General features: G+C 37.2%; 14 protein-coding genes. 10 read left to right on the forward strand and 4 right to left on the reverse strand.

Going from position 1 to position 12862, the window contains the following annotated elements; genetic code table 11:
- Positions 1–19: 19 nt before the first annotated feature.
- Positions 20–1546, reverse strand: a complete 1527-nt coding sequence (locus AB2Q86_RS01970) for a class I adenylate-forming enzyme family protein (protein WP_003735504.1) — start codon at positions 1544–1546, stop codon at positions 20–22.
- Between the two features lie 236 nt (positions 1547–1782).
- On the opposite strand from AB2Q86_RS01970, the gene AB2Q86_RS01975 reads away from it, so the two are divergent.
- From AB2Q86_RS01975 to AB2Q86_RS02000, 6 genes are all read left to right on the forward strand, one after another.
- Positions 1783–3303: a flavocytochrome c gene (locus AB2Q86_RS01975; RefSeq protein WP_003729088.1), complete on the forward strand. Its 1521-nt coding sequence runs from the start codon at positions 1783–1785 to the stop codon at positions 3301–3303.
- 203 nt (positions 3304–3506) lie between these two features.
- A complete protein-coding gene (locus AB2Q86_RS01980) occupies positions 3507–4523 on the forward strand; it encodes an oxidoreductase (protein ID WP_012581996.1) in 1017 nt (338 codons plus the stop codon).
- Between the two features lie 199 nt (positions 4524–4722).
- Positions 4723–5169: a PTS sugar transporter subunit IIA gene (locus AB2Q86_RS01985; protein ID WP_012581994.1), complete on the forward strand. Its 447-nt coding sequence runs from the start codon at positions 4723–4725 to the stop codon at positions 5167–5169.
- A gap of 13 nt (positions 5170–5182) precedes the next feature.
- Positions 5183–6577: a PTS fructose transporter subunit IIC gene (locus AB2Q86_RS01990; RefSeq protein ID WP_003723209.1), complete on the forward strand. Its 1395-nt coding sequence runs from the start codon at positions 5183–5185 to the stop codon at positions 6575–6577.
- Positions 6577–7437 (forward strand): ketose-bisphosphate aldolase, encoded by an 861-nt coding sequence (locus AB2Q86_RS01995; protein WP_012581993.1) that lies wholly within the window; start codon positions 6577–6579, stop codon positions 7435–7437. Before AB2Q86_RS01990 ends, AB2Q86_RS01995 begins: the two co-directional genes overlap by 1 nt.
- A gap of 56 nt (positions 7438–7493) precedes the next feature.
- Entirely contained in the window at positions 7494–8264 is a 771-nt protein-coding gene (locus tag AB2Q86_RS02000; protein ID WP_003724291.1) for a DeoR/GlpR family DNA-binding transcription regulator, read from the forward strand.
- Here AB2Q86_RS02000 and AB2Q86_RS02005 read toward each other — a convergent pair.
- Positions 8248–8475, reverse strand: coding sequence for a hypothetical protein (locus AB2Q86_RS02005; protein ID WP_003729083.1), 228 nt, complete (start codon positions 8473–8475; stop codon positions 8248–8250). The genes AB2Q86_RS02000 and AB2Q86_RS02005 overlap by 17 nt on opposite strands.
- Before the next feature lie 106 nt (positions 8476–8581).
- Positions 8582–9199 carry a peptidase E gene (locus AB2Q86_RS02010; protein ID WP_077904934.1) on the reverse strand — a complete coding sequence of 206 codons (618 nt, stop codon included), beginning with the start codon at positions 9197–9199 and terminating at the stop codon, positions 8582–8584.
- A gap of 100 nt (positions 9200–9299) precedes the next feature.
- Here AB2Q86_RS02010 and AB2Q86_RS02015 point away from each other — a divergent pair, with 100 nt between their 5' ends.
- The 4 genes from AB2Q86_RS02015 (at position 9300) to AB2Q86_RS02030 (ending at position 11993) form a co-directional block, all read left to right on the forward strand.
- Positions 9300–10247: a YafY family protein gene (locus tag AB2Q86_RS02015; RefSeq protein ID WP_012581991.1), complete on the forward strand. Its 948-nt coding sequence runs from the start codon at positions 9300–9302 to the stop codon at positions 10245–10247.
- Positions 10248–10296: 49 nt separating this feature from the next.
- Positions 10297–10806, forward strand: coding sequence for an NUDIX domain-containing protein (locus AB2Q86_RS02020; RefSeq protein ID WP_012581990.1), 510 nt, complete (start codon positions 10297–10299; stop codon positions 10804–10806).
- Between the two features lie 95 nt (positions 10807–10901).
- A complete protein-coding gene (locus AB2Q86_RS02025; RefSeq protein ID WP_003723220.1) occupies positions 10902–11621 on the forward strand; it encodes a YebC/PmpR family DNA-binding transcriptional regulator in 720 nt (239 codons plus the stop codon).
- 36 nt (positions 11622–11657) lie between these two features.
- Positions 11658–11993 (forward strand): zinc ribbon domain-containing protein YjdM, encoded by a 336-nt coding sequence (locus AB2Q86_RS02030; protein ID WP_003760313.1) that lies wholly within the window; start codon positions 11658–11660, stop codon positions 11991–11993.
- Between the two features lie 39 nt (positions 11994–12032).
- On the opposite strand, the gene AB2Q86_RS02035 is transcribed toward AB2Q86_RS02030, so the two are convergent.
- Positions 12033–12746, reverse strand: a complete 714-nt coding sequence (locus tag AB2Q86_RS02035) for a GntR family transcriptional regulator (RefSeq protein WP_003729074.1) — start codon at positions 12744–12746, stop codon at positions 12033–12035.
- Positions 12747–12862: the final 116 nt, after the last annotated feature.

Consider the following 12862-nt stretch of genomic DNA (forward strand, 5'->3'; position numbering starts at 1 on the left):
GCAGCTGCTTTTTTGAAACTTATTTTTTCAATTCTCGTTCCATCTGCAAACGTTGTACTTTCATTGTTGCAGTACGAGGGATTTCATCATATTTCATCACCATTGGTTCGTTCATATGTGGCAAGTCAGAAACAGCTTTCCACCATGCGTCCCAGTTCATTTCGCCGTCATTATGAACTGCGATAATTGGTTGCGGGCTACCGTTTTCACCGCGGATGATAACAACTTCATCTAAGAAAGTCAGCGTATCAAGCAGTTTATCTTCAATTGCAAGTGTGCTGTCAATAGTCTCTACTAAATCGACTTGACGATCTTGCAAGAATAACCGGCCTTGTTCATCTTTCATACCATAATCGCCGCTATCCCACCAAGGTCCGTACACATTCTCTTCAAAACGAGCTTCTTCTTTGTAATAAGTAAGCGCGCGACCTTTGGAAAGCATTTGAATATTACCACTAACCCCAGCTGGAACAGGATTACCATCTTGGTCAACAATCCGAACTTCTGTTAAACCAGGAACGCCAATCCCCATATCGCGCGCATTTAGCGTTTCAATGGATTGAAGCGTATGACCACGTAAAATCATCGGACCACATTCACTTTGTCCATAAATTTGTAAGAAAATTGGTTTTTTATATTCGGAAGTACGAAGGAAAACCGCCATTGTTTCTTTATTAATCGCATCAAAAGTAGAATGATAAAATTTGATACTTTGGAAAACGTCTGGTTTTTCACGAGCAAGCGATGCCCATTGAACAAAATGATTTGGATGCGTTTCGAGTACATACGGTTTGTATTCGCGTAGCACTTTTTCGACATTTGCTTTAGACGGGTTGGCAATTGGCAGAAGTGGGAAACCAAGCGACATCAAGGACGAAACACCAATGTTAAAACGAGAATGTACTGGTGAGATGTGGAAAGCTACAAGTCCTCTTGGTTTGATGAAATTAAGAATACGTCGTTGGTATTTCGTTCTCCAACCCATCGAATTCGCAGAGTGAGCAATTAATTTTGGCACACCAGTTGTTCCAGAAGTGTGAGTCATATAAGCAATCATATCTTTTGGTAATTCTTCTTGTTCGCATGTGTAGCCGTCTAGTGGTGCTTTAAACAATTGTTCAGCATTGATCAATCTACTGTCTGGCAAATTGTTTAATTGATGGCTTTTCTCAGAAGTCTCAGAATCAAAAAGTAACCAAGGTTGGTCAAGGCGATTAACAAAAATATCAATAGTAGACGCTGGAAGATGCGGCGAAACCATGATTGGCACGGCACCAATATAAGAAATCGCAACTGCTAAAATATAAGAATCGAATTTGGCAGATTTATATACGATTACTTTTTCTTCTTTGCGAACACCGAATTTATGTAGGTGAGCTGCTTTTTGGATAATAGCCTCTTCGCATTTTTTGTAAGTAGTGTGAAGGCCTAATTCAGGAAAAGTAACAAGCTCTTCATCAAAATGGATGGGCATTTCTGGATAGCGTTCAGCAGATTTTTTGAAATTGGTATAGAGGTTAAGTGGTTCGTACTTTTTTATCGTCATATGGCGATGCTCCTTTAATATTTGATGTTGCTATTATATCACTTTGTGGAAATAATGAGGAGTAGTTATAGAAAACATTTACATCATTGTAAAAAAATCTGTAAATTGCTTTTTTTCTTATTTTGGAAAATTTGCCTGATGACCTGTAAAGATATCTCAATTAGTGATATAATATGTTAATATAATCACAAACTATTGGTCTAGGGGAAATTTTTCAAAAAAGTGGAGGTACGAAAATGAAAAAAAGGTTAGCTACAACTTTCATCATGCTACTATCGCTTGCATTAATTATCGCAGGTTGTGGCAGCAATAACACAAGCAAAAGTGACACGGAGAAAACAAAAGAAAAAGAAAAAACAGAAGTTACATCGGGAGCATCAAAAACTAGTTACACAGATCCATCCGAATTAAAAGATAAATACGATATCGTTATTGTTGGTGCAGGTGGCGCAGGAATGTCCGCAGCACTAGAAGCAAAAGCGAAAGGTATGAACCCAGTAATCCTTGAAAAAATGCCACTTGCAGGCGGAAACACAATGAAAGCCTCATCTGGTATGAATGCATCTGAAACTAAATTCCAAAAAGAACAAGGAATTAATGATAGCAACGATAAATTTTACGAAGAAACATTAAAAGGTGGTCACGGAACAAACGATAAAGCAATGCTTCGTTTTTTCGTAGACAATTCCGCCAGCGCCATTGACTGGTTGGATTCCATGGACATTAAATTAAACAACTTAACTATCACAGGCGGAATGAGCGAAAAACGTACGCACCGTCCTGAAGATGGCTCGGCTGTTGGTAAATACTTAGTAGACGGTTTACTAAAAAATGTTCAAGAACAAAAAATTCCAGTTTTCGTTAACGCAGACGTAAAAGAAATTACACAAAAAGACGGAAAAGTAACTGGTGTTAAAGTAAAATTAAACAACAAAGACGAAAAAACAATTAGTTCTAACGCTGTAGTTGTAACAACTGGCGGCTACGGAGCTAATAAAGATATGATTGAAAAAGAACGTCCAGACTTAAAAGGATATGTAACAACGAACCAAGAAGGAAGTACTGGCGACGGTATTAAAATGATCGAAAAACTTGGTGGAACTACAGTAGACATGGATCAAATCCAAGTTCACCCAACTGTTCAACAAGATAAATCTTACCTTATCGGTGAAGCCGTTCGTGGTGAAGGTGCGATTTTAGTTTCTCAAGAAGGAAAACGTTTTGGAAACGAATTAGACACACGCGATAACGTAACAGCTTCTATCAACAAACTACCAGAAAAATCCGCTTACCTTATTTTCGATGCAGGCGTGAAAGACCGCGTCAAAGCAATCGCGCAATACGAAGAAATGGGCTTTGTGGAAGAAGGTAAAACAATTGATGAATTAGCCGGCAAAATCAATGTACCAAAAGAAGAGCTAACGAAAACATTAGATACTTGGAATGCAAGTGTGAAAAACAAAAAAGACGAAGCATTCGGTAGAACAACAGCAATGGATAATGATTTATCTAAAGCACCATATTACGCAATCAAAATCGGACCAGGAATTCATTACACAATGGGTGGCGTAAAAATCAATACAAATACAGAAGTTTTAGACAAAGACGGTAAACCAATCACAGGCCTATTTGCTGCGGGAGAAGTAACTGGTGGCTTGCACGGGGAAAACCGTATTGGCGGAAACTCTGTCGCTGAAATCATTATTTTCGGACGTCAAGCTGGCGACAAATCAGCAGAATTTGTAAAAGCACAATAAGAACCCATACACCATAGTGATGTGATTAATAGAAAATAAAAACTTGTTAAGACGCCTTAAACAGACGTTTTAGCAAGTTTTTTATTGGCTAAATAGCGCGTTAGTGTAGTACTATGGATGGGTAACAACTGAGATATATACACTGATAAATTAGCAGCGTTTAAGCTAAATTTGTTAGTTTGTTAAAATAAGGAGGAAATAGTATGTTGAAAATGGGTTTTATCGGAAACGGAAAAAGCACGAATAGATATCATTTACCGTTTATTTTAGAGCGGGATAATATTGAAGTGAAGACGATTTATAATCGAAATCCCAAAACAGCCACATGGGACAAAATTGAAGGGGTTCACTATACAACCGACTTAGACGAGCTGTTAAAAGACCCAGAAATCCAATTAATTACCATCTCTACAACACAAAGTTCGCATTTCGACTATGCCAAAATGGTGTTAGAAAACGGCAAAAATGTGCTTGTTGAAAAACCATTTATGATGACATACGCCGAAGCTAAAGAAATTTTTGAGCTTGCTAAAGAACGTGGTTTACTAGTACAATGCTACCAAAATCGTCGTTTCGATTCCGATTTTCTTACAGCACAAAAAGTAATTGAAAGTGGAAAATTGGGAGAACTTTTGGAAGTAGAAATGCACTATGACTATTTCCGTCCAGAAATCCCAGAATCCGTCCATGAATTTAAATTCTACGATAGCTATCTATATGGTCACGGTTGCCATACAATCGACCAAGTACTATCTTATTTCGGTAAACCGGACAACATCCATTACGATGTGCGCCAACTGCTCGGCGAAGGACGAATGAACGATTATTTCGACCTTGATTTATATTATGGCGTAACAAAAGTTTCTGTAAAATCAAGCTACTTCCGCATAAAAGCTCGTCCAAGCTTTGTTCTTTACGGTAAAAAAGGCATGTTTACAAAAGAAACAAAAGACCGCCAAGAAGAACATTTAAAACTATTTTACATGCCAAGCAATCCGGATTTCGGGATTGACTTACCAGAACATTACGGAACGCTTACGTATGTCGATGATGCCGGAGTTTGGCACGAGGAAAAAGTAATCTCTGAGGTTGGTGACTACGGCCGCGTTTATGATGGTTTGTATGACGCGATTGTCAACGGTAAACCTAAACAAGTGACAGATGAAGAAACCTTGCTACAAATGGAGATTTTGGAAAAAGGTGTCGAAGCTTGCAAATAATGAAAAATTGTCCGCGGGAGCAAGCTTGCGGACAATTTTTTTGGATAAAAATGATTGATTTCGTTCATATAAACAACCAAAATAGCCCTAAAAATGAACTTTTTGCATAATACACCCATAATATTGAATGAAGTCGTTCATCGTGATATAGTGTAATCAACAAGTGAAGCGCTTACTTTGTTGAGAGAGGATGTGGATTATGAATATATCGAATTTAATTAATGAAGACCGAATTATTTTTGATAATCGTATTCAAACAAAACAATTATTATTTGAAAAAGTAGCAGAAGTACTAGGTGAAGAAGGGTCTATAACAAATCCAAAAAAATTTATACGTGACTTATATAAACGAGAAGAAGAAACTTCCACTGGAATTGAAGATGGTTTTGGCATCCCTCATGCAAAAAGTAAATATGTAAAAGAACCATTGATTGTTTTTGTTCATTCTGGCATTATATATGATTATTTTGGATTAGATAATTCATCGATTGAATGTAGTTTTCTTATTGGCGTTCCGAAAAAAGCCACAGATGTTCACTTGCAAATCCTAAGTGAACTGTCGAGGAAGTTAATGAACAAAGAATTTCGTGAAAAATTAAAAAATTCCAAAAACAAAACGGAAATTATAACAATTTTATCGAACTAAGGAGGCGTTTCACATGAAAATAGTTGGTGTTACTGCTTGTCCCACTGGTATTGCGCATACGTATATGTCTGCCGAGAAATTAACTATAACGGCAGAAGCGCTTGGTTACGAAGTGAAAATCGAGACACAAGGAGCTAAGGTTGAAAATGTTTTAACGAAGGAAGACATCGCCACTGCTGATTATGTCATTTTAGCAGTAGATAAAGAAATCGATACATCAAGGTTTGCTGGAAAGAAAATTAAAAAAGTATCCACTTCCAGAGCAATTAAAGAGGCTGATGTGGTTATTGATGAAACTGTTTCAGGTAAAGGATTAATCAGTTTGGAGGCGAAAAGTTCGGATGTAAGCTCTGAACAACCTTCAAAAGCAAGTTTATATAATCACTTTATGAATGGTGTTAACTATATGTTGCCATTTGTCATAGCTGGCGGGATTTTAATTGCTATTAGTTTTGCTTTTGGAATTGATGCCTCAAACCCTGACTCTGATTCGTATAACGCACTTGCAGCTGCATTTTCAAAAATTGGTGGGGATACTGCATTTGGTTTAATGGTTCCAGCCCTTGCAGCAGGGATAGCGGTTTCTGTGGCTGGTCGAGCAGGATTTGCGCCCGGGCTTGTGGCAGGGACACTGGCGACTGTTGGTGGATCAGGATTTCTAGGCGGTATGATTGGTGGTATTTTGGCTGGTTACGTGGCACATTTCTTTGCTAATAAAGTCAATGTCACTAAATCACTTGCTTCGATTTATCAGTTGATTGTTGTACCGCTTTTAGGGATTACGATTGTTGGTTTGGCGATGGTATTTATTATTGATACACCAATCGCTTGGGTTTTAAATGCACTCACAGGTTGGCTAAATGGGCTTGGTGAGACATCTGGCGTCGTATTTGGACTACTCATTGGTGTGATGATGGCAGCAGATATGGGAGGTCCAATCAATAAATCTATTTCAACCTTTTCAATTGGGTTAATGTCAGCAGGTGTAACGGCGCCGATTGCGGCTTGTATGGCGGCTGGAATGGTTCCGCCACTTGGATTAGCACTCGCAACACTATTATTTAAAAACAAATTTACAAAAGAAGAAAAAACAGCGGGGAATTCTTGTTGGGTGTTAGGTGCATCTTATATTACTGAAGGAGCAATTCCTTTCGCAGTTGCTGATCCGCTCCGGGTTATCCCGAGTTTGATGTTAGGTTCTGCAACAGCTGCTGCAATTTCGATGGGAGCTGGTGTAACTTCGATGGCGCCTCACGGTGGAATTTGGGTAATGTTCATTCCAAATGTAATTAACCATTTATTTATCTACTTACTAGCAATTGCAGCAGGCACAGTCGTGACAGCAATTTCTGTCGGACTATTAAAAACCCCATTAAACAAGCGAAAAAATAAAGAGGAGATGATATAATGTTATATACAATGAAAGATCTTTTAGCAGTAGGAAAAGCGCATCAATTTGCAGTACCAGCATTTAATATCTGTAGTTTTGATATGTTAAAGGCGATAATGGAGGAAGTGGAGGCAAATAATGCTCCTGTAATTTTAGAAATTCATCCGGATGAAATAGAGTATCTCGGTGATAACTTTGTTGCAACAGTTAGAGAATACGCACATAGAAGTAAGGTGCCGGTCGTTATTCATATGGACCACGGTGGAACAATCAAAGATGTGATGCGGGCAATTAGAAATGGCTATACTTCTGTCATGATTGATGCTTCAAGAGCCAGTTATGAAGAGAACGTTGCGTTGACTAAGCAAGTGGTTGAACTTGCGCATAAAGTCGGTGTTTCTGTTGAAGCGGAACTTGGAACAATCGGGAACAATGGTTCAGCAGAAGGCGGGGCGGATACCATCATATATACTGACCCTGACCAAGCAGAAGATTTCGTACAGAGAACTGGCATTGATACGTTAGCCGTAGCTATTGGAACGGCGCATGGTTTATACCCTAAAGATAAAAAACCAGAACTGAATATGCCTCTTTTAAAAGAATTAAATAAACGCTTGGATATTCCGTTTGTACTTCATGGTGGTTCGGGAAATCCAGATAAAGAAGTCAGTGAATCTGTACAGTATGGTGTTAGAAAAGTAAACCTTAGTTCAGATCTGAAAAGTGTATTTTTTGAAGAAGTTCGCCGCGTTTTAGTGGACAATCCTGCGATGTATGAACCAAATCAAGTGTACCCATCAGCAAATGAAAAAGTAAAAGAAGTTGTAAGACATAAATTACACATTTTAAATACTACTGGTCAAGCAGATAAATACTAATAAGAAGGGTAGAAGCGCTAGTTATAGTGCTTTTGCCCTTTAAGGAGTGGAGGAACATGTTAAGCACAGCGAAGGAACGGCAACTAAAAATCGTTAACCGGCTAAAAGTGGAACAATTTATGCGGATTATTGATTTAGTGGAGCTTGTCAACTACAGCGAAGCCACTGTTAAACGGGATTTAGTAGAATTAGAAAAAGAAGGACTTGTGAGACGAACAAGAGGCGGGGCAATGATTATCGATAATAAAAAAATCGATTTGCCTTATCTAATGAAAATGAATGAGCGAAGTAATGAAACGAGTAAAATAAGAATTGCCGATATTGCAAAATCACTGATTCGCGATGATATGGTGATTTTCTTAGACTCTAGCTCAACATCACTGCATTTAATCGATGTTTTAAGTAAATTTGATGGACTGCAAATTATTACAAACGGGGTCATGACGGCTTCCATGCTATCAGAATTTACAAATGCAAGAGTTAGTATTTTAGGAGGATCGATTTTAACGAAGCGATATACGGTGAACGGCGCAAAAGCATACAATGACGCTTTAACTTATAATGCGGATATTGCTTTTGTTTCATGCCGCGGGATTGACTATGACAAAGGTGCAACGGAAACACATGAAGGTGAAGCGCTCATCAAACAAGCTTTCAGGCGCCAGTCAAGTTCGCTCGTTTTACTCGTTACAGAAGAAAAAGTAGGACACAAGTTTATGCACCAAAGCTTAGCATGTCATGATATTGACTATTTAATTACGGACTTCAAACTGGACCCAGATGTAGAGGAACAGTTCAAAACCCATCAAATTACTTGTTTGTATTAGATTTTATACTTAAATAGGCAAAAATAATCGTAAGGACTAAAAGTAAAACAGGTATTACTAATAAACTCCCGAAAAAGTGAATGTCATTAAATTCTTCGCTATCTAATAGTGATAATAATATGACATTTTTTTGAATAACATTTAAAACTTGTAAGCCCATAAAACATAGCATACTAAGTATTAATGAAACGAAACTAAAAATTTTGTACATGTTGTACCTCCTATTATGTAGTTTTAGTTTTATTATACAACAAAAACAAGAACGCCTTGAAACTTAAACGGATATCCAAGTTTCAAGGCGTTTTTGGAGAATGCTGTTAAAGAATTCCTTTCGAAGTTACCACGTTACCTTGTACAAAAATAGCTTCGCAGTTACTAATTGGAAATATTTTTAAATCATCCGCATAGTCCACTATTATTTGTTGTGTTATTTTTTTAAAAGGTGTGTTGTTGTAATGAGGAAGCGTATAGAAATCGACTAAATTTAAAGCATCATAGTTGGTTAAATTAATGGCTTTTTTCACGCTGTCCATCGATTGGATATACGATATATTAGGACTCGTGATGACTGCACCGGCTGATTCGCCAATATATAATTTTCCTTTAGCAATTTCCTCTAAAATTAATTTATCTGCACCAGATCGTTTCAATTCTTGAAGTAAAAAGAAAGTATTTCCTCCAGTAACATAAATAAAATCATTTTTTTTGAGCGTCGCTGTTATTTCATCTAGAGTTTCTGTAGCCACATCTAGTTCTTCTACAATTAATCCTAAATCCTCGAGCGCTTTCTTACCAGCTTCAACATAAAAAACGACTTCTTCCACTTTGCTGGCTGTCGGGATAAAAGTAACCGTTTTTCCTTGAAGATTGCTTTCAAATTCAGTAAATAACGGTACAACATCTTTAAAAGACGAGGTCAAAAATAAATTTTTCATCATTTTTTAGCTCCTTTGGTTTAGTTTCTATATATAGTATAATAGTTAAAGGTATCAAATAGTGATACCTTTTAATTTAGATAAAAGAAAAGAGATGGCGATGAGAAAAGCAGAACGGTTAAATGATATGATGTTGTTTTTAAATGATAAAAATGCGTTTCAATTAAGCGATATAATGGCAAAATATGGCGTTTCCCGCAGTACTGCTATTCGAGATATACAGTCTTTGGAAGAAATAGGCATGCCGATATATTCGGAGCGGGGACGAAATGGTCATTATCGGGTGCTTCGTAATCGGCTACTTTCACCAATTGTTTTTAATGTCGATGAAGTATTTGCGCTCTATTTTTCGATGCTTACGTTAAAAGCCTATGAAACAACACCTTTTCATTTAAGCGTGGAAAAATTAAAAACGAAATTTGAACGTTGTCTTTCAGCTGAAAAAATCAAAATGCTTCGAAAAACAGAAGAAGTATTTAGTCTTGGCTATATAAAGCATAATAATCAATGTGAATTTCTGGATGTTATTTTGCAATTTACGATGGAAGAGAAAGTGTGTCAGATTAATTATGATAAAAATGGGACTGAAAAAACGTATATTGTTCAATTTTATAATATATCTTCGGCGTATGGGCAATGGTATGTGACGAGTTATAACTTCGAGACGAAGCGGATGCAGGTATTTCGTTGTGATAAAATCCTTGCGCTAAAAGAAAATGATACTTTTGAAGCTAAGAAAATGGAGGAATTAAAAAGAGTGGCTGATTCTTTTAATAAAAAAGCTGATGTAACTACCTTTGAAGTGGAAATTGCCTCAAATGGTGTTGACTTATTTTTTAAAGAAAATTATCCATCGATGAAACTTCGCCAACAGCAAGGTGAAAATGTTATTCATGGTTTTTATCATAAAGGTGAGGAACGATTTATTATCAATTATTTACTAGGTTATGGTGAAAAAATTATAGCTATTCAGCCAGATTCATTGCGAGATATGTTGCTAAATGAGCTCGATACGATAAAAAAACATGTGCAAAATTTATCATCCTAACTTTGTTGTATAATGAAAACAAGTCAATGATTAGAAGGAGCCGATTTTAGTGGAAGAATGGGATTTATTAAATGCGGACCGTGAGCTAACCGGGAAAACACATATCCGCGGTGAAAAACTAGCGCCCGGAGAACTTCATTTGGTTGTTCACGTATGTATTTTTAACGAAAAAGGGCAACTTTTAATCCAAAAGCGCCAAAAAGATAAAGAAGGTTGGCCGAATTATTGGGATCTTTCTGCGGCGGGTTCTGCGCTAAAAGGCGAAACAAGTCGCCAAGCTGCTGAACGAGAAGTGCAAGAAGAACTAGGTATTGCAATTGATTTAAGTAACACCCGCGCCAAATTTAGTTACCATTTCGAAGCAGGATTTGATGATTATTGGTTTATTACGAAAGACGTGGAACTTAGTGACTTAACTTTACAAAAAGAAGAAGTAGCAGATGCCCGTTTTGTCACCAAAGAAGCGTTAGAAGTGTTAAGAAGTTCGGGCGAATTCATTCCATACTTCTTTTTAAATCAGCTTTTTGACCTCAAAAACGCCACATCTATCCATTTTTAACGAATATAGCTAAATTTCCACTTAACAAATTCGTTTCCTACACTTATAATAGTACAGAGACACGAGAAAACTCCAATTAGAAAGCGAGTGGTAATATGGGCCGTAAATGGGCAAATATTAAAGAGAAAAAAGCGTCAAAAGATAAAACAAATAGTCGTATCTATGCAAAATTTGGAATTGAAATATATGTAGCGGCTAAATCGGGCGACCCAGATCCACATTCCAACCAAAAATTACGTTTTGTTATTGAACGTGCAAAAACATACAATGTGCCGAAACATATTATTGACCGTGCAATCGAAAAAGCGAAAGGCACTGGCGATGAAACGTATTCAGAACTGCGCTATGAAGGCTTTGGTCCAAATGGCTCGATGATTATCGTAGACGCACTGACAAATAATGTGAATCGTACGGCATCCGATGTTCGCGCAGCTTATAGCAAAAACGGCGGCAACATGGGCGTAAGTGGTTCAGTAGCTTATATGTTTGATAATACAGCCATTTTTGGTGTTGAAGGAAAAGACGCGGATGAGTTATTAGAACTTTTAATGGAAGCGGATATTGACGTTCGTGACATTTTAGACGAAGATGGCCAAGCGATTATTTATGCAGAACCAGAAGATTTCCACAAAGTACAAGAAGGTTTGAAAGCGGCTGGAATTGAAGAGTTCACAGTAGCGGAAATCGAAATGATCCCTCAAAACGATATTCAATTATCAGGTGAGGATTTAGAAAAATTCGAGAAACTAATTGATGCTTTAGAAGACCTAGAAGACGTGCAAAAAGTATATCATAACGTCGAATTAGAAGATTAACAGCCAACTATTACAACAATCGGAGGAATTGATAAAATGTCAAAATTACCAAATTGCCCAGAATGTAACTCAGAATATGCCTATGAAGATCGCGGCTTATTAATCTGCCCGGAATGCGGACATGAGTGGAGCGCTGTAGCAGAAGAAGCTACCGAAGAAAAAGTGTTCAAAGACTCAAACGGCAACGTACTAACAGATGGCGATTCTGTCACAGTCATCAAAGATCTAAAAGTAAAAGGCGCATCAAACCCAATCAAAATGGGAACAAAAGTAAAAAATATCCGCCTAGTTGACGGCGACCACGACATCGATTGCAAAATCGACGGCTTCGGTCCAATGAAATTAAAATCAGAATTTGTTAAGAAGATATAAAAAAACAGCGATTCTCTACTAAGAGAGTCGCTGTTTTTTTTAATTCTGCACAAAAACCGTTTCAAACACAAACGATTCATACGTATGACGCGTTATCGAATATTCGAACACACGACCATCTTCCAAATGCGCTAATTTTTCAATTTCCATCATAAAAGTAGGTTCTTCTAAATCGAGGAGCTTGCTATCCTCTTGATTTGATTTATCCCCGCGTACCCAAACATGCGCACTCTGCATCTTAAGTTTCAAATCATCCCGAATATAATTATAAATCGAGTCCTCTAAATGACGTGGTTCTAGACCCGGAATAATCGCAAGTGGCATATAAGTGTGTTCAATCGAATAGGCTTTATGACCAACTTCCCTCATCCGAATAATTCGGTAAATGTAATCATCCTTCATTTCTAATTTTTCTGCAACTTCTTTCGATGGTTTTTCAATAGAAAATAAAATGACTTTGGATTTAATGTTGTCTTTTCCAAATGTATTTACAAGTCCGGACATTGGTCCTAGAGCGAATTCGCCGCCGTTAGTAGAATGAGATTTCACGAAAGTTCCAGCACCGCGTCGTCTAATGACCATACCTTCTTGCACAAGCATATCCAGCGCTTTTTTGACAGTAAGTTTGCTGCAATCATAAACGCGTGCCAGACTATCCCCATCAGGCAATTTTTCATTTATTTCGTATTTATTTTGATTGATTTTATCTCTGATATCTATGTATATTTCCATGTATTTAGCCATTCCCGACATTTTATTGGCTCCTTTACTGATGTAATAAGCATAGTATACCATATACTTTTGCAAAAAGGTATCCATATGAATAAAAGTATATATCTTTTAATAAAAGTATTGTTTTTTAAATAAAT

Source organism: Listeria monocytogenes (assembly GCF_041765605.1).
Classification (GTDB): Bacteria; Bacillota; Bacilli; order Lactobacillales; family Listeriaceae; genus Listeria; species Listeria monocytogenes_D.